The following is a 15,943-nucleotide window of genomic DNA, read 5'->3' on the forward strand; positions in this document are numbered from 1 at the left end:
ACACGTTGAATCTGTACCTGCTGGCGGTGCCGACCCACCCCTACCCCCCCCCCCCGGGGGGGCCCCCCCCCCCCTGCCGCCACGGGGCGCCGGGCCGGCGTCGTCTCAGCACCAGAAACGAAAACATCCGGATCGCGAGACAGGCATGTCGGTGCGCCGCCGGGAATCTATACGATGACCCCATGCGTTCCGTCGATGTGAGCACCCAGGCCCCGGGCACCCGCCTCGTGGCGCGCCTGCACATCGACCTGTGCCGGCTCGCCAGCGCGATCTGTCCCGGCACGCCGGCGCGCTCTCGCTGAGCCGCCCGCCCAGGCCCGCCGCAGGCCCTGCGCCCCGGGCCGCCCCGCCCTGCCGCCCTTCCGCCGCGGCCCACCCACACGACTCGCACAGGAGCGCACCCATGGCCATCGAGGTCCGCATCCCGACCATCCTCCGCACCTACACCGACGGCGCCAAGGCCGTCGAGGGCACCGGCAGCAACCTCGGGGAACTCTTCCACGACCTCGACGCCCGCCACCCGGGCATCGCCGCCCGCCTGCTGGAGAACGGCGAGCTGCGCCGCTTCGTCAACGTCTACCTGAACGACGAGGACGTCCGCTTCCTGGAGGGCATCTCCACCGCCGTCGCCGACGGCGACAGCATCACCATCCTGCCCGCCGTGGCCGGCGGCGCCCGCTGACCTCCCGCTCTCCCGCCCCGCCGCCCGCCGGGCCCCGGGCGGGAGAGCCGCTCCACCCCACCCTCACCGCCGTTGCCGGAGGCACCCCTTGCGTTACGACAGCCCGCTCGAAGCCGTCGGCAACACCCCGCTGGTCCGCCTGCCCCGACTCTCCGCCGCCGTCCCCGGCAACACCGACGGCCTGGTCACCCTCTGGGCCAAGCTGGAGGACCGCAACCCCACCGGCTCCATCAAGGACCGCCCGGCACTGCACATGATCGAGCGCGCCGAGGCCGACGGCCGGCTCACCCCGGGCTGCACCATCCTCGAACCCACCAGCGGCAACACCGGCATCTCGCTCGCCATGGCCGCCAAGCTCAAGGGCTACCGGATGGTCTGCGTGATGCCCGAGAACACCAGCGAGGAACGCCGCGAGCTGCTCCGCATGTGGGGCGCCGAGATCATCGCCTCCCCGGCCGCCGGTGGCTCCAACACCGCGGTGCGGATCGCCAAGGAGATCGCCGCCGAGCACCCCGACTGGGTCATGCTCTACCAGTACGGCAACCCGGACAACGCGGGCGCCCACTACGCCACCACCGGCCCCGAGATCCTCACCGACCTCCCCACCGTCACCCACTTCGTCGCCGGCCTCGGCACCACCGGCACCCTCATGGGCGTCGGCCGCTACCTGCGCGAGAAGGTCCCCGGCGTGCAGATCGTCGCCGCCGAGCCGCGCTACGACGACCTGGTCTACGGCCTGCGCAACCTCGACGAGGGCTTCGTCCCCGAGCTGTACGACGCCGAGGTGCTCACCACCCGCTTCTCGGTCGGCTCCGCCGACGCCGTCCGCCGCACCCGCGAACTCCTCCAGCGGGAAGGCATCTTCGCCGGCGTCTCCACCGGCGCCATCCTGCACGCCGCCACCGGCGTCGGCCGCAAGGCCGCCGCGGCCGGGCAGCGCGCCGACATCGTCTTCGTGGTCGCCGACGGCGGCTGGAAGTACCTCTCCACCGGCATCTACACCGCCGAGTCGACCGAGGCCGCGGTCGAGGCCCTGCAGGGCCAGCTCTGGGCCTGAGGCACGCCCGGGCCTCAGGACGCGAGGGCCCGCCGCGCGCGGGCCCAGATCTGCCGGTCCACCACGCCCGCCCGGCGGCGGAAGTCCCTGAGCGGCACCTCGCGCAGCTCGTCGGTCTCCAGCCAACTGGTCCGGCCCCGCCGGTCACCCACCGAGCCCGGGGGCAGCGGCAGTACACCCGGGCGGTCCGCGTGGTACTTGCTGGTGATCTTCGCGACGGTGGCGGTACGGCCGTTCACCCGCAGCACCAGGCACGGACGGTCCTTCGCCCCCGGGCCGTCCTCGAACGGCACCTCCGCCCACCAGATCTCCTGCGGCGCCGGACCGTCCGCCCGCCCCCGCCGCGGCCGCGGCGGCGCCGTCGGCGCGGGAGCCCGGCGCACCCGCCGGCGAGCCCGGACCCGGACCCCCACCAGGGCGCCCACCGCCGCGGCGACCGTCCAGAGCGCGAGCCACCAGTAGTTGGTCATGCGGCGAACCGTACCGGGCCCCCACCCGCCGCCACCACCGTCAACAGGTCACAGCCGGGCATATATCCGCACCCTGCTCCCGGTTCGTCACGGAACGACCACAACGTCCGTTCCGCGACGAAGCCGCCCCCGGGCCTCGGAAAGCTGCTCCCGAACGTCCCCCACGCCCCGGAGGTGACCCCGTGAGCCGCAGCACCGACCTGTGGTCCTACGCCGAGATCGCCCGCCACATCCACGTCCAGCCCGAGACCGTCCGCAACTACCGCCGGCACGGCCTGCTCCCCGACCCCGACCTCATCGACGGCAACGGCCACCCCCGCTGGTACCCCGACACCATCAGGGCCTGGGCCCGCCGACGCCCCGGCCACCGCTGAACCGGCGCCCCCGGACCCGCCCCCGGCGTTCTGGTGATTCCAGCCACAGCGCGGCACGGAGACGGGGGCAAAGTGCCCCTCCGCCCTTACCCTCGACACACGCGAGGGCAGCGCCACCGGCCGGTACACCCGGCCCGCACTGTCATGACCAGCGGCAGCCAGGAGTGTCGGGGCGGAGGGGCTCGGATGAAACTGACCGTGGTGGGGTGCTCAGGGAGCTTCCCGTCCGCCGACTCGCCGTGCTCCAGCTACCTCGTGGAGGCCGACGGCTACCGCGTCGTGCTCGACCTCGGCAACGGCGCACTCGGCGCCCTGCAGAAGTACGTCGACCTCTACGCCGTCGACGCCGTCCTGCTCAGCCACCTGCACGCCGACCACTGCGTCGACCTCTGCGCCTACTGGGTCGCCCGCAACTACCGCGCCGAAGGCTGCCCCGACCCGATGCCCGTCTACGGCCCGGCCGGCACCGCCGAGCGGCTCGCCCGCGCCTACGACATGCCGGAGAACCCCGGGATGAAGGAGGTCTTCGACTTCCACACCCTCACCCCCGGCAGCTTCGACCTCGGCCCGTTCCGGATCGGGGTCGCCCAGGTCAACCACCCCGTCGACGCCTTCGCCTTCCGGCTCGAACACGACGGCCGCAGCCTCGTCTACTCCGGCGACACCGGCGAGAGCGCCGAGCTCGTCGAGCTCGCCCGCGACACCGACCTCTTCCTCTGCGAAGCCGCCTACATCGACGGCCGCGACACCTACCGCGCCGTCCACCTCAACGGCCGCGAAGCCGGCGAACACGCCACCGCCGCCCGCGCCCGCAAACTCGTCCTCACCCACATCCCGCCGTGGACCGACGCCGAGCACAACCGCCGCGACGCCGCCGCCGCCTTCGCCGGCCCGGTCGAGATCGCCCGGGCCGGCGCGGTCTACCGGATCTGACGCGCTCAGCCCACCGGCGTCAACCAGTGCCGGTACCGCGGATCGGCACCCGACACCGCCGCCGCGTACGCCTCCCGCAGCCGCGCGGTCAGCGGACCGGGCGCGGCCGGCAGCTCCCGGTCGTCCAGCGAACGCACCGGCACCACCCCGGCCGCCGTCCCGCAGACGAACACCTCGTCCGCCGCGTACAGGTCCGACCGCAGCAAGGCCTCCACCCGCACCGGCACCCCCAGCCCCTCCGCCAGCGCCAGCACCGTGTCCTGGGTGATGCCCTCCAACGCGCCCGCGCTCGCCGGCGGCGTCCGCAGCACGCCACCGCGCACCGCGAACACGTTCTCGCCGGTGCACTCGCTCACCGAACCGTCCGCACCCAGCAGCAGCGCCTCGTCGTACCCCGCGTCGGTCGCCTCCCGCCGGGCCAGCACCGAGTTCAGGTACGGACCGGTCGCCTTCGCCGCCGGCGGCACCGCGTTCGGATCGTTCCGCCGCCAGCTGCTCGTCCTGACCCTGATCCCACCGCCCCCCTCCGGCAGCTGCGACCGCCACTCCCAGCTCGCGATCGCCGTCGTGGTCGGCGAGAACCGCATGTCCAGACCCATCGCGCCGTACCCCAGGAACGCGAAGTGCCGCAGATAGCACGAACGATGACCGTTGGCCCGCACCAAGTCCACCGTCGCCTTGGCCAACTCATCCACACCGTAGGGGAGTTCCATGCGCAGCATGCGCGCACTGCGGTCCAGCCGGCCCAGGTGCTCGGGCAGCCGGAACACCGCCGGGCCGTCCGCCGTCTCGAACACCCGGGTGCCCTCCAACACCCCCGTGCCGTAGTGCAGACCGTGCGTCAGGACGTGGATCCGCGCCTCCTGCCAGGGCACCAGCGCGCCGTCCAACCAGATCGTCGAAGCCTCGGGAAGATCCATGCGCCCCATCCTGACCACCGCCCCGCCGCAGGTCAGCCACCCCGGCGCTACCGGAACCGGACATGACCGGGAGCGGAAGCGACACCGTCCCACCCCTCGGAAAACCCCGCCCGGACGACGCGCACTCACTACGCTGCGCCGATGGAGAGCCCCGCCGACCACGACGCCGCCCAGCTCTACGCCCGCCTGCTCGCCGAACCCGGCCGCCCGCCCACCGCCTCCGACTGGGACGAACCCCGCCTCGCCGCCGCCACCGGCGAACTGCTCGGCCTCGGACTGCTCCAGCCCACCGCCGACGAAACCGGCGGCCACGCCGCGGTCTCCGTCGACACCGCCCTCCGGCAACTCCTCCTCGACGCCGACACCCAGGTCACCGCGCTGGTCACCGCGCTGGTCGGCGCGCTCGGCCGGGCCCGCGACGCCGTCGACCGCCTGCACACCGACTACCTGCCGCTCCAGCACCGCCCGCACACCGGCACCGCCCTCGAACTCGTCCGCGGCACCGACCGGATCGCCGCCCTGCTGGAGGACGCCGCCCGCGGCGCCCGCACCGAGGCCCTCTCGCTCCGCCCCGGCCAGGACCTCTCCGGCCCCGCCCTCGCCGGCAAGCTCGCCCGCGAACGGCTCGCCCTCGCCCACGGCGCCACCCTGCGCACCGTCTACCCGGCCGCCGTGCTGCGCCGGCCGGCGGTGCTCGCACACGTCCGCGAGCTGACCGCGGCCGGCGCCCGGATCCGGGCCGCGCACTCGCTGCCGCTCCGGCTGATCGTGGTCGACGCCCGGCTGGCGATCCTGCCCGCGCCGGGCGGCGGCCGGGACGGGGGCGCCCCGGGCGCCGGGGCGGCGGTGGTCGTCCGGGAGCCGGCCCTGGTCGCGCTGGTCGCCGAGCTCTTCGAGTACTTCTGGTCGGCGGCCTGGACCCCGCCGGAACTGCTCTCCGGGGCCGTGGAGATGACGGACCGGCACCAGGAGGTGCTGCGGCTGCTGGCGGCCGGGCTGACCGATGCGGCGATCGCCCGGAAGCTGGAGGTCTCCGAGCGGACGGTCCGCCGGCTGGTCGCCGAGCTGACCGCCGACCTGGGCGCGGAGAGCCGCTTCCAGGCCGGGGTGTACGCGGCCCGCCTCGGCCGGATCTGAGACGGGACGCGCGACGGCGGCGCCCGGTGCGGCCGGTGCGGACACCCAGCGGTCCGGGACGCGCGACGGCCCCGCCCCGCCGTCCGGGGGAGCGGGCGGCGGGGCGGGGCCGGGGGTGCTTCGGGTGGTACCGCGGCGTCAGGCCTTGGTGACGTCCTCGATCTCGTCGTCGTCCTCGCGACCGGGGGTCTTGAGGTTGAACTTGGTGATCGCGAAGCGGAAGAGGAAGTAGTACAGCGCCGCGAACACGAGACCGATCGGGATGATCATCCACGGGTCGGTGGCCTTGTTCCAGGCCAGCGCGTAGTCGATCAGACCGCCGGAGAAGGTGAAGCCGTCGTGCACGCCGAGCGCCCAGGTGACGGCCATCGAGACGGCGGTCAGCAGCGCGTGGATGACGTACAGGGCCGGGGCGATGAAGACGAAGGCGAACTCGATCGGCTCGGTGACACCGGTGACGAAGGAGGTCAGGGCCAGCGACAGCATCATGCCGGTGACGGCCTTGCGGCGGTGCGGCTTGGCGGTGTGGGCGATGGCGAACGCGGCGGCGGGCAGCGCGAACATCATGATCGGGAAGAAGCCCGACATGAACTGTCCGGCGGACGGGTCGCCGGCGAAGAAGCGGGTCAGGTCACCGTGGACGACGGTGCCGTCGGGCTTGGTGAAGTCACCGGTCTGGAACCAGGCGTAGGAGTTCACGAACTGGTGCATGCCGACCGGCAGCAGACCACGGTTGACCAGGCCGAACGCGCCCGCACCGAACGCGCCGGCGCCGATCAGGGTGTCGTTCAGGCTCTTGATGGCGTCGCCGATCGGGCCCCAGGTGAGGGCGAAGACCACACCGACGGCGGTGCCGACGAAGGCCATGATGATCGGGACGAGGCGGCGGCCGTTGAAGAAGCCGAGCCAGTCGACCAGCTTGGTCCGGTGGTACTTCTGCCACAGCACGGCCGAGAGCAGGCCGATCACGATGCCGCCGAGCACACCCGGGTTCTGGTAGGTGGCGGCGGCGTCCTTGCCGGGCAGGACCTGGGCCTCGGTGATCGGGAACGCGGTCAGCACGTTCTTGTACACCAGGAAGCCGACCAGGGCGGCGAGGGCGGTCGAGCCGTCGGCCTTCTTGGCGAAGCCGATCGCGATGCCCACCGCGAACAGCAGCGGCAGGTTGGTGAAGACGGCGTCACCGGCGGTGGCGAACACCGCGGCGACCTTGTTCCAGCCGAGGCCGTCCTTGCCGAACACATCGTCCTGGCCGAGGCGCAGCAGCAGACCGGCGGCGGGGAGAACGGCGATGGGCAGCTGGAGGCTGCGGCCGATCTTCTGCAGACCCTGGAGGAGGTTCTGGCCGAACTTCTTGGTGGGGCTTGGCGTGGCCGGAGCCGCGGCGGGCGCCGGTGCCTGCGCAGACTGACTCATGGGGGTGGGTTCCTAACGGCAGGGCGGGTCGGTCGGGGGGTAGGTGCACAGGGGGCCGAACCGCGAACTGGTCTACACCACACGTGGTGTAGACCAGTTTTGTAGCACGGGCGGAGAGGGGGAGGAACCCCTGAAAGCGGCGCCGCTGGGAAGCGCTATGAAATCGAAACCTACGTTGCGAACGACGATCATGATTACATGTCGGGATTTGGATTTTGGCTATTTGCGCAACAAAAGAAGCCGGGCGCCCGGCGAGCGGCGAGCGGCGAGCGGCGGGGCCCGGCGGGGCGGCGGCGAGGTCCGTCGAGGTCCGTCGAGGTCCGGCGGGCGTCCGGCGGCCGTCCGCCCGGGCGTCCGGCGGGCGCCCGGGGGCGGCGGGACGGCCTCCCGCCCCCGAATGGCGGGAGTTCCGTACCGGGACCATCGGCCCGTTCCCGATATGCCGAAGGCCCGCGGAACGGCGCTCCGGGGGCCTTGCCGAATGGCGCGTGGTGACGCTCGGTTTATGCCTTGGTCACGTCCTCGACCTCGCTCTCCTCCTCGCGCCCGGGCGTTTTCAGATCGAATTTCACGATGATGAACCGGAACAGCGCGTAGTACACCGCGGCGAAGCCGAGCCCGATCGGGATGATCATCCAGGGCTTGGTGGCCAGGCTGTAGTTGAGGCCGTAGTCGATCAAGCCGGCCGAGAAGCTGAAGCCGTCGTGCACCCCGAGCCCCCAGGTGATCGCCATGGACGCCCCGGTCAGCAGGGCGTGCACCGCGAACAGGGCGGGTGCGATGTAGGCGAAGGAGTACTCGATCGGCTCGGTGACACCGGTCACGAAGGAGGTCAGGGCCACCGAGAGCATCAGGCCGTAGATCTCCTTGCGCCGGTGCGGCTTGGCCGAGCGCGCGATCGCGAGCGCCGCCGCGGGCAGTGCGAACATCATGATCGGGAAGAAGCCGGAGGTGAACTGCCCGGCCGTCGGGTCACCGGCCAGGAACCGCGGGATGTCACCGTGGACGACGCCGCCGTCCGGCTTGGTGTACTCGCCGAACTGGAACCAGACGAAGGTGTTGATCAGCTGGTGCATGCCGATCAGCAGCAGCGCGCGGTTGGCGACGCCGAAGATGCCCGCGCCGGCCGCGCCGAGGTCGGCCAGGTCCTGGCTGAAGTCGTTGAGCGCGCGGCCGATCGGCGGCCAGACCCACACCGCCAGACAGGCCAGCGCCAGGCCCCCCAGCGCGGTGATCATCGGCACCAGGCGGCGGCCGTTGAAGAAGCCCAGCCAGTCGACGAGCTTCTTGCGGTGGTAGCGGACCCAGAGCCAGGCCGACATCAGGCCGATCAGGATCCCGCCCAGCACCCCGGGATTCTGGTACGTGGCGGCGGCCGCCTTCCGCGAGGTGAAGTCCACGCACTGGTTGTTGACCAGCACGGTGGGCGGCTTGCAGTCCTGCGGGAAGGCGTGCAGCACCGCGTAGAAGACGAGGAAGCCCACCACCGCGGCCAGCGCGGTCGAACCGTCCGCCTTCTTCGCCATGCCGATGGCGACGCCGACGCAGAACAGCATCGGCAGACCGAGCGAGGAGTCCAGCAGCGCGCCGCCCGCGGCGGCGAAGACCTTGGCGACGTCGTCCCACCCCAGGCCGTCCGCGCCGAAGACGTCGGGCTGGCCGAGCCGGTTCAGGAGACCGGCCGCCGGCAGCACCGCGACCGGCAGCTGGAGCGAGCGGCCCATCTTCTGGAGCCCGCCGTAGAAGCCGTGCCACCACGCGGTCTGCGGAGCCGTGGCGCCTTCCGAACTCATCCTGGCCCTCCGGGAGCGGTCGCCGGCCGGTGGCCCCGCAGGGCCGTCGGGCGGGGCACAGGAACACCCGGGGCCCTTCCTGCGTTCACCGGAGTACCCATATATTGGTGTAGACCACCCTTTGGGGACGCAGGCCGCGAGCGCCGGGACGCAAGCCCCGCTGATCGTCATCCTCGGACGAAGATCCAGACCGTGCGCGCCGGAATGGGCCAAACGTGGACTAACCTGGCAAACCGGTCCTGCCCGGGTCATGCTTGTCGCGCTGCCGCACAGCACGACGGCCGCTGAATCCGCGTCAGCACCGGCACCCACCCCCTCGGCCCCGGCCGGGGAACCCCCATGCACAGCGCAGGACGGCGCCCGGCAGAACAGCCGGCGGGCCGAAACAGAGGGAGAAACAACAGATGGCCAGCAAGGCTGAGAAGATCGTCGCCGGTCTGGGCGGCATCGACAACATCGAAGAGGTCGAAGGCTGCATCACCCGCCTGCGCACCGAGGTCAAGGACGCCTCCCTCGTCGACGAGGCCGCGCTGAAGGCCGCCGGCGCCCACGGCGTCGTCAAGATGGGCACCGCCATCCAGGTCGTCATCGGCACCGACGCCGACCCGATCGCCGCCGACATCGAGGACATGATGTGAGCTGAGCCCACCGGGCTCACCACCACCGGCCCGCCGACCCACCCGGGGCGGCGGGCCGGGGCGTTCGACCGGGCACCCCCGCGGAACGACTACGCTCGGTGCCTATGTCACGCATCGACGGCCGCACCCCCGAACAGCTCCGCCCCATCACCATCGAACGGGGCTGGAGCAAGCACGCCGAAGGCTCCGTCCTCATCTCCTACGGCGACACCAAGGTGCTGTGCACCGCCAGCGTCACCGAAGGCGTCCCGCGCTGGCGCAAGGGCAGCGGCGAAGGCTGGGTCACCGCCGAATACTCCATGCTCCCCCGCGCCACCAACACCCGCGGCGACCGCGAAGCCGTCAAGGGCCGCATCGGCGGACGCACCCACGAGATCAGCCGCCTCATCGGCCGCTCCCTCCGCGCCGTCATCGACCACCGCGCCCTCGCCGAGAACACCATCGTCCTCGACTGCGACGTCCTCCAGGCCGACGGCGGCACCCGCACCGCCGCCATCACCGGCGCCTACGTCGCCCTCGTCGACGCCGTCTCCTGGGCCCGCGACAAGAAGATCCTCCGCGCCAAGGGCCAGCCCATCACCGGCGGCGTCAGCGCCGTCAGCGTCGGCATCATCGACGGCACCCCCATGCTCGACCTCCAGTACGAGGAAGACGTCCGCGCCGAAACCGACATGAACATCGTCTGCACCTCCGACGGCCGCTTCGTCGAGGTCCAGGGCACCGCCGAAGGCGCCCCCTTCGACCGCGCCCTCCTCGACCGGCTCCTCGACCTCGGCACCCTCGGCTGCGCCGAACTCGACGAGATCCAGCGCAAGGCCCTCGAAGGCTGAAACCCCCTCGGCCGCCACGCCCCACCTGGTGCCGTTTACAGGCCGGGCCCGCAGCCCGTACGGTTCCCGCAGCACCCCGTTGCGGGAACCGCGGGCACCACCACGCGCGTCACCCCCCACGGAAACCGCGCCCACGAGGAGGACTTGATGCCCGACAGCATCACCCGCGCCGGCATCACCCGCCCCGCCACCCTCGCCGTGGCCGCCCTCATCGCCGTCCTCCCGCTCAGCGTCGTCAGCTGCTCCGCCGTCCAGAAGGCCATCGACTGCGGCAACACCGCCATCACCATCACCAACGACGTCAACGACGTCGTCACCACCTTCAACAACGCCAGCAACGACGCCCAGGCCGCCGGACAGGCCCTGCAGAAGCTCAAGAACGACCTCGACCAGCTCGGCAAGAACTCCTCCAACACCGACGTCGCCAAGGCCGTCACCGACCTCAACACCCAGGTCCAGAACATCCAGCAGGCGGTCAACAACAAGCAGGCCCCCGACCTCAAGCCGCTCGGCGACGCCGCCGGCAACCTCGCCAAGGTCTGCACCGGCTGACGTCCGGTTAGGGTGGGTTCATGACCACCCGACTCATCCTCGCCACCCGCAACCGGCACAAGGTCGCCGAACTCCGCGCCATCCTCGGCGACGCCGGCCTGGACGTCGAACTGGTCGGCGCCGACGCCTACCCCGAGATCCCGGACGTCCCCGAGACCGGCGTCACCTTCGCCGAGAACGCCCTCCTCAAGGCCCACGCCCTCGCCCGGGCCACCGGCCTGCCCGCCGTCGCCGACGACTCCGGCCTCTGCGTCGACGTCCTCAACGGCGCCCCCGGCATCTTCTCCGCCCGCTGGGCCGGCAAGCACGGCGACGACCGCGCCAACCTCGAACTGCTCCTCGCCCAGCTCTCCGACATCGGCCCGGACCACCGCGGCGCCCACTTCGCCTGCGCCGCCGCCCTCGCCCTCCCCGACGGCACCGAGCGCGTCGTCGAAGGCCGCCTCCTTGGCACGCTGCGCACCGCCCCCGCCGGCGACGGCGGCTTCGGCTACGACCCGATCCTCCAGCCCCTCGGCGAGACCCGCACCTGCGCCGAGATGACGGCCGAGGAGAAGAACGCCATCAGCCACCGCGGCCAGGCCTTCCGCGCCCTCGCCCCGGTCGTTCGCGAGCTGCTCGGCTGACGCGCAGTCGGGAACGACGAAGGCCCGCCCGGAGATCATCTCCAGGCGGGCCTTCGATTTAAAGGCTGGTGCGGCCTGAGGGACTCGAACCCTCACGAGATTTCTCTCACGGGCACCTAAAACCCGGGCGACTGCCAATTCCGCCAAGGCCGCATGGCCTCTAGTCTAGGGGTTTGCCCGGGGCGGGGACACCGCCATTTCGCCGCGTGCTGCCGTTCTGGCCGCAAAGCGGGGTGGACTTCACGCGCTTGTTCTTGTTGCGTCCGCAGTAGGTCGGGGTGACGGCATGGCAGTTCGGACAGAGCAGCCGGAGGTTGTCCGGCCGGTTGTCCGACCAGTCGCCGTTGATGTGGTCGACTTCCAGGGTCAGGGCGCGGCCTCGCCACTCGGGCCCGGTCCCGCAGTCCTCGCACAGTTCCGGCCTGCCGAGCTCGGCCAGGGCTCGGCGGATTCGCGACCCGGGTAGCCGCTTGGCGTCCCAGGGGCGCTGGACGAGCAGCTGCTCGGGCGGGATCTTGCTGGGAAAGCGCTTGCCCCGGTTGTGAGCCTGGCCGGTGAAGTGCGAAGTGTCGATCCCGAAGGCCTTGATCCGCCGGCCGATGTGGGCCTGAGTGCCACCGGCCTGCCGCTGGTTGAGGTAGCGGACCACGCCGGCCACGCTCTGTGAGGCCGAGACCGCCTCCTGGAGGAGCTCGCGGGTGTAGACCGTTCCGGTCGGTCGGAAGTGTGCCGTATCGATCGCGTACTCGGTGAGCTTGCGGCGGAGGTACTTACGGCTCTGGTTGTGCGGCTGGCGGCCGAGGGCGGTCAGCATCTCGTCGAGCGAGGTGGCCGCTGCCGCGGTGTCGGCGAGCAGCTCTCGGGTGTACTTGGTGACCGTCATGGTCGTCCCCCTTCGGGCTGGTGTGCGCCCGTCCCCCGTGGATGCGAACGACCGTGGGGCGGATAGGTCACGGGTGCGCGGAGTACTGTGATGGCCGGGTCGGGCGTGGGGAATTGATGGCCGATTGGTACAGACCTATTGACCTATGTGGTTCAGACCACATAGCTTCGGCGCCAATCTGCTTCCCCCACGTGCGTGCTCCCCACAGGCACGCGCCGACACTCTCTCCCGGAGGACCGAGTGTTGATCCGATCCACGGCGGAGCGGCGTCCCACCGCCGCCCGTCACTCCAAGAGCCCGGCCGCCCGGGCGGGGCTGGCCTCGCTGGCGGCCGCCGGCCTGGCCGGCCTGCTGGTGGCGACGCTGGGCGCGGCGCCCTCGCAGGCGTCCGCGGCCGTCGACAACGCGGCCTGTCGCCCGGACGGGATGTACCAGACGCCCGGGGTGGACGTCCCGTACTGCAGCGTCTACGACACCGCGGGCCGCGAGAAGATGGGCGCGGACCACCAGCGCCGCATCATCGGCTACTTCACCGGCTGGCGCACCGGCAAGGACGGCACCCAGCCGTACCTGGTGAGCGACGTCCCCTGGGACAAGGTCACCCACCTGAACTACGCGTTCGGGCACGTCGGCGGCGACAACAAGATCTCCGTCGGCACCGACGGCGACAAGAACGAGGCCACCGGGATCTCCTTCCCGGGCGTGCCCGGCGCCGAGCTGGACCCGTCGCTGCCCTACAAGGGGCACTTCAACCTGCTGACGAAGTTCAAGAAGCAGTACCCGAACGTCAAGACCATGATCTCGGTGGGCGGTTGGACCGAGACCGGCGGGTACTTCGGCGACGACGGCAAGCGCGTCAACTCCGGCGGCTTCTACGCGATGACCGTCAACCCGGACGGCAGCGTCAACCAGGCGGGCATCGACACCTTCGCCGCCTCGGCGGTCGACTTCGTCAAGAAGTACGGCTTCAACGGCGTCGACATCGACTACGAGTACCCGACCTCGATGAAGGACGCGGGCAACCCGCTGGACTGGCAGCTGGCCAACTCCAAGCGCGCTTCGCTGGCGAAGGGTTACGCGGCGCTGATGAAGACGCTGCGCGAGAAGCTGGACCGGGCCGGCGCCGCCGACGGCAGGCACTACCTGCTCTCGGTCGCGGCCCCGTCGTCCGGCTACCTGCTGCGCGGCATGGAGACGTTCCAGGTGGCGCAGTACCTGGACTACGTCAACATCATGTCGTACGACCTGCACGGCGCCTGGAACAAGTACGTCGGCCCGAACGCCTCGCTGTTCGACGACGGCAAGGACGGCGAGCTGGCGGCGGCCAACGTGTACGGCACCGGCCAGTACGGCGGGATCGGCTACCTGAACGCGGACTGGTCGTACCACTACTTCCGCGGGGCGATGCCGGGCGGCCGGATCAACGTCGGCCTGCCGTACTACACCCGCGGGTTCAAGAACGTGACCGGCGGCACCGACGGCCTCTGGGGCACCGCGTCGGCGACGACCTGCCCGGTGGGCTCCGGGCTGACGGCGTGCGGTGACGGCGCGGTCGGCATCGACAACATCTGGAACGACAAGGACGACGCGGGCAAGGAGTCCCCGGCCGGTTCGAACCCGATGTGGCACGCGAAGAACCTGGAGAAGGGCATCGTGCCCGACTACCTCGCCAAGTACGGCGTGACCGACACCGCGCTGCAGGGCACCTACGCCCGCAACTACAGCTCCGCCCTGGTGGCGCCGTGGCTGTGGAACGACACCAAGAAGGTCTTCCTCTCCACCGAGGACGAGCAGTCGGTGGGCGCCAAGGCGGACTACATCGTCAACCAGGGCGCCGGCGGCGCGATGATCTGGGAGCTCGCGGGCGACTACAGGTGGGACGCGGCCGCCAACGGCGGCAAGGGCCAGTACGTGCCGGGTTCGACGCTGACCTCGCTGATGTACGACAAGTTCAAGGCGGCCTCGCCGTACGGTGCGGTCCGCTCGACGACGGCGCTGCCGCAGCAGACCCTGCCGATCGACGTGTCGTTCACCAACTTCGCGCTGGGCGACTCGAACTACCCGATCAACCCGAAGATCCACATCGTCAACAACTCGACGGTGACCCTGCCGGGCGGCACGGAGTTCCAGTTCGACTACAGCAACTCGGCGCCGGGCAACGCCAAGGACCAGTCCGGCTTCGGGCTGACCGTCATCAAGCAGGACAACCCCGGTCCGGGCAACGTGGGCGGCCTCAAGGGCACCTACAACCGGGTGTCGGTGAAGCTGCCGGGCTGGCAGTCGCTGGCGCCGGGCGCGTCGATCGACATGGACTTCGTCTACTACCTGCCGGTGTCGACGCCGTCGAACTGGACGGTCAACGTCGGCGGCACGCTGTACGGCCTGAAGGGCGACCTGAGCCGCGGCTCGGTGGACGGCGGCACGGCCCCGCCGACCACCCCGCCCACGACTCCGCCGACCACCCCGCCGACCACCCCGCCGACCACGCCCCCCACGACTCCGCCGACCACCCCGCCGACCACGCCGCCCACGACTCCGCCGACCACCCCGGCCGGCTGCGCGGGCGCGCCGAGCTGGGACGCGGGCACCACCTACGCGACCACCACCAAGGTGTCGTGGAAGGGCCACTACTACCAGAACAAGTGGTGGACCAAGGGCGAAGACCCCACCGCGAGCGGCGCGTGGGGCGTCTGGAGCGACCTCGGGACCTGCTGACGACGGCGGTCCGCCGAGGTGACGGACGGCGGTGGCGGTGCACCCGGTCGGGGGGTGCGCCGTCACCGCTGCGCTTCCGCGCGGGCTACTTCTCGACGTCCGCGCGCATCGCGGCGAACAGCGCGGCGGCCTCGGCGGGGGTGCTCTTCGGGAAGAGCGCCACGCCCGCGGTGGAGGCGTCGGACCAGCCGCAGACGACGTCGGTGGTGGGGGCCTCCGGCAGCTGCAGGCACTCCAGCGAGCCGCCGAGCGGGCCGGCGGCGTACGGCTTGGCGGTGGTCGGGGTGCCGGTGGAGCCGTGCTGCAGGGCGTAGTCGATCAGGCCGCGCCAGAGGTGCTCGCGGCGCTTGGCCGGGTCCTCGGGGACGTTGTCGACGGCGACCAGCAGGATCCGGCGGCCGGAGGTCTGGCCGGGGCGGTCGTAGTTCGCGACCACCAGGTGCATGGTGTCGCGCATCTCGCCCGGGTCGACGGGCACGTCGGAGACGGCGTCCTGGCCGGTGGTCCGGGCGAGCCCGCCGGCGGTCTTCGCCTCGGTCACCTGGCGCTTGCCGGCCGGGGCGGCGGAGGTGGGCTTCCCGGTGGCGGTGGGCTGCGCGGCGCCGCTCGGCTGCGCCGTGCCGGTGGGCTGCGCCGTGGCCGTGGCCGTGGCCGTGGGCTGCGCGGCAGGCTGGGTGGCGGCCGGCGGCGCGGCGGGGTCGGAGTTCTCGGGGCCGCAGGCGGTCAGCGCGAGGGCGGCGGCGACCGCCCCGACGACGGCGAGGCGGGCGGTGGTTCCGGGTCTGGCGCTCTGCACGGCTCTCTCCTGCGGTGAAGGAAGGACCGGGCTCGCTGGACCCGGTGGCAGAGACGCTAGGGGCCGGGACGGCCTCCCGCCGGGGAGTTCGCGGAGCGGGGACAGCACCGGGACACGGCGG

At 71.8% G+C, this 15,943-nt stretch carries 17 protein-coding genes and 1 tRNA gene; 11 read left to right on the forward strand and 7 right to left on the reverse strand.

The features are described from left to right. Window positions 1-182: 182 nt before the first annotated feature. The 3 genes from ACFVHB_RS07775 to ACFVHB_RS07785 all read left to right on the forward strand — a co-directional run bounded on the left by ACFVHB_RS07775 (window position 183) and on the right by ACFVHB_RS07785 (window position 1,739). On the forward strand, window positions 183-302 hold the full coding sequence (locus tag ACFVHB_RS07775) for a putative leader peptide (RefSeq protein ID WP_326846449.1): 120 nt from the start codon (window positions 183-185) through the stop codon (window positions 300-302). Window positions 303-403: 101 nt separating this feature from the next. Next, window positions 404-682: a MoaD/ThiS family protein gene (locus tag ACFVHB_RS07780; RefSeq protein ID WP_360182781.1), complete on the forward strand. Its 279-nt coding sequence runs from the start codon at window positions 404-406 to the stop codon at window positions 680-682. Window positions 683-770: 88 nt separating this feature from the next. Beyond that, window positions 771-1,739, forward strand: a complete 969-nt coding sequence (locus ACFVHB_RS07785; RefSeq protein WP_380316725.1) for a PLP-dependent cysteine synthase family protein — start codon at window positions 771-773, stop codon at window positions 1,737-1,739. A 14-nt stretch (window positions 1,740-1,753) separates the two neighbouring features. On the opposite strand, the gene ACFVHB_RS07790 is transcribed toward ACFVHB_RS07785, so the two are convergent. After that, complete coding sequence (locus ACFVHB_RS07790; protein WP_380316728.1) at window positions 1,754-2,209, reverse strand: type II toxin-antitoxin system PemK/MazF family toxin; 456 nt, start codon at window positions 2,207-2,209, stop codon at window positions 1,754-1,756. 182 nt (window positions 2,210-2,391) lie between these two features. On the opposite strand from ACFVHB_RS07790, the gene ACFVHB_RS07795 reads away from it, so the two are divergent. Together ACFVHB_RS07795 and ACFVHB_RS07800 are read left to right on the forward strand one after the other, a co-directional pair. Beyond that, window positions 2,392-2,583: a MerR family transcriptional regulator gene (locus tag ACFVHB_RS07795; protein ID WP_380316730.1), complete on the forward strand. Its 192-nt coding sequence runs from the start codon at window positions 2,392-2,394 to the stop codon at window positions 2,581-2,583. A 186-nt stretch (window positions 2,584-2,769) separates the two neighbouring features. Further along, entirely contained in the window at window positions 2,770-3,516 is a 747-nt protein-coding gene (locus ACFVHB_RS07800; RefSeq protein WP_380316733.1) for an MBL fold metallo-hydrolase, read from the forward strand. Window positions 3,517-3,521: 5 nt separating this feature from the next. On the opposite strand, the gene ACFVHB_RS07805 is transcribed toward ACFVHB_RS07800, so the two are convergent. Then, entirely contained in the window at window positions 3,522-4,436 is a 915-nt protein-coding gene (locus ACFVHB_RS07805; protein ID WP_380316736.1) for a branched-chain amino acid transaminase, read from the reverse strand. Between the two features lie 141 nt (window positions 4,437-4,577). Between ACFVHB_RS07805 and ACFVHB_RS07810 the strand changes: the two genes are divergently transcribed. After that, the gene (locus ACFVHB_RS07810; RefSeq protein ID WP_380316739.1) at window positions 4,578-5,573 is read left to right on the forward strand and encodes a LuxR C-terminal-related transcriptional regulator; all 996 of its coding nucleotides are present in this window, start codon (window positions 4,578-4,580) and stop codon (window positions 5,571-5,573) included. A gap of 138 nt (window positions 5,574-5,711) precedes the next feature. On the opposite strand, the gene ACFVHB_RS07815 is transcribed toward ACFVHB_RS07810, so the two are convergent. Together ACFVHB_RS07815 and ACFVHB_RS07820 are read right to left on the reverse strand one after the other, a co-directional pair. After that, window positions 5,712-6,989 carry a PTS transporter subunit EIIC gene (locus tag ACFVHB_RS07815; protein WP_380316742.1) on the reverse strand — a complete coding sequence of 426 codons (1,278 nt, stop codon included), beginning with the start codon at window positions 6,987-6,989 and terminating at the stop codon, window positions 5,712-5,714. A gap of 503 nt (window positions 6,990-7,492) precedes the next feature. Then, the gene (locus tag ACFVHB_RS07820) at window positions 7,493-8,782 is read right to left on the reverse strand and encodes a PTS transporter subunit EIIC (protein ID WP_380316745.1); all 1,290 of its coding nucleotides are present in this window, start codon (window positions 8,780-8,782) and stop codon (window positions 7,493-7,495) included. A gap of 254 nt (window positions 8,783-9,036) precedes the next feature. Between ACFVHB_RS07820 and ACFVHB_RS07825 the strand changes: the two genes are divergently transcribed. From ACFVHB_RS07825 to rdgB, 4 genes are all read left to right on the forward strand, one after another. Then, window positions 9,037-9,420, forward strand: coding sequence for a glucose PTS transporter subunit EIIB (locus ACFVHB_RS07825; RefSeq protein ID WP_380316748.1), 384 nt, complete (start codon window positions 9,037-9,039; stop codon window positions 9,418-9,420). Window positions 9,421-9,524: 104 nt separating this feature from the next. Next, the gene (gene rph, locus ACFVHB_RS07830) at window positions 9,525-10,250 is read left to right on the forward strand and encodes a ribonuclease PH (RefSeq protein WP_360182800.1); all 726 of its coding nucleotides are present in this window, start codon (window positions 9,525-9,527) and stop codon (window positions 10,248-10,250) included. A 147-nt stretch (window positions 10,251-10,397) separates the two neighbouring features. Further along, complete coding sequence (locus ACFVHB_RS07835; RefSeq protein WP_380316752.1) at window positions 10,398-10,802, forward strand: hypothetical protein; 405 nt, start codon at window positions 10,398-10,400, stop codon at window positions 10,800-10,802. Window positions 10,803-10,822: 20 nt separating this feature from the next. Beyond that, window positions 10,823-11,428 carry an RdgB/HAM1 family non-canonical purine NTP pyrophosphatase gene (gene rdgB / locus ACFVHB_RS07840; protein ID WP_380316755.1) on the forward strand — a complete coding sequence of 202 codons (606 nt, stop codon included), beginning with the start codon at window positions 10,823-10,825 and terminating at the stop codon, window positions 11,426-11,428. Window positions 11,429-11,494: 66 nt separating this feature from the next. On the opposite strand, the gene ACFVHB_RS07845 is transcribed toward rdgB, so the two are convergent. Both ACFVHB_RS07845 and ACFVHB_RS07850 read right to left on the reverse strand, forming a co-directional pair. Continuing rightward, window positions 11,495-11,581 (reverse strand) — tRNA-Leu (locus ACFVHB_RS07845). A 7-nt stretch (window positions 11,582-11,588) separates the two neighbouring features. Then, window positions 11,589-12,311 (reverse strand): HNH endonuclease signature motif containing protein, encoded by a 723-nt coding sequence (locus tag ACFVHB_RS07850; protein WP_380316758.1) that lies wholly within the window; start codon window positions 12,309-12,311, stop codon window positions 11,589-11,591. A gap of 240 nt (window positions 12,312-12,551) precedes the next feature. Here ACFVHB_RS07850 and ACFVHB_RS07855 point away from each other — a divergent pair, with 240 nt between their 5' ends. Further along, window positions 12,552-15,026, forward strand: a complete 2,475-nt coding sequence (locus ACFVHB_RS07855; RefSeq protein WP_380316761.1) for a chitinase C-terminal domain-containing protein — start codon at window positions 12,552-12,554, stop codon at window positions 15,024-15,026. Between the two features lie 85 nt (window positions 15,027-15,111). On the opposite strand, the gene ACFVHB_RS07860 is transcribed toward ACFVHB_RS07855, so the two are convergent. Next, window positions 15,112-15,822, reverse strand: coding sequence for a hypothetical protein (locus tag ACFVHB_RS07860; protein ID WP_380316764.1), 711 nt, complete (start codon window positions 15,820-15,822; stop codon window positions 15,112-15,114). Between the last annotated feature and the right edge of the window lie 121 nt (window positions 15,823-15,943).

The organism is Kitasatospora sp. NPDC127111, from assembly GCF_042677465.1.
In the GTDB taxonomy this organism is placed as follows: Bacteria; Actinomycetota; Actinomycetes; order Streptomycetales; family Streptomycetaceae; genus Kitasatospora.

Bases quoted from the DNA above. Each gene is read 5' to 3' on its own strand.
- ACFVHB_RS07775 (WP_326846449.1), top strand. From the start codon at position 183: ATGCGTTCCGTCGATGTGAGCACCCAGGCCCCGGGCACCCGCCTCGTG.
- ACFVHB_RS07780 (WP_360182781.1), top strand. From the start codon at position 404: ATGGCCATCGAGGTCCGCATCCCGACCATCCTCCGCACCTACACCGAC.
- ACFVHB_RS07790 (WP_380316728.1), bottom strand. From the start codon at position 2,209: ATGACCAACTACTGGTGGCTCGCGCTCTGGACGGTCGCCGCGGCGGTG.
- ACFVHB_RS07800 (WP_380316733.1), top strand. From the start codon at position 2,770: ATGAAACTGACCGTGGTGGGGTGCTCAGGGAGCTTCCCGTCCGCCGAC.
- ACFVHB_RS07805 (WP_380316736.1), bottom strand. From the start codon at position 4,436: ATGGATCTTCCCGAGGCTTCGACGATCTGGTTGGACGGCGCGCTGGTG.
- ACFVHB_RS07810 (WP_380316739.1), top strand. From the start codon at position 4,578: ATGGAGAGCCCCGCCGACCACGACGCCGCCCAGCTCTACGCCCGCCTG.
- ACFVHB_RS07815 (WP_380316742.1), bottom strand. From the start codon at position 6,989: ATGAGTCAGTCTGCGCAGGCACCGGCGCCCGCCGCGGCTCCGGCCACG.
- ACFVHB_RS07820 (WP_380316745.1), bottom strand. From the start codon at position 8,782: ATGAGTTCGGAAGGCGCCACGGCTCCGCAGACCGCGTGGTGGCACGGC.
- rph (WP_360182800.1), top strand. From the start codon at position 9,525: ATGTCACGCATCGACGGCCGCACCCCCGAACAGCTCCGCCCCATCACC.
- ACFVHB_RS07835 (WP_380316752.1), top strand. From the start codon at position 10,398: ATGCCCGACAGCATCACCCGCGCCGGCATCACCCGCCCCGCCACCCTC.
- rdgB (WP_380316755.1), top strand. From the start codon at position 10,823: ATGACCACCCGACTCATCCTCGCCACCCGCAACCGGCACAAGGTCGCC.
- ACFVHB_RS07850 (WP_380316758.1), bottom strand. From the start codon at position 12,311: ATGACGGTCACCAAGTACACCCGAGAGCTGCTCGCCGACACCGCGGCA.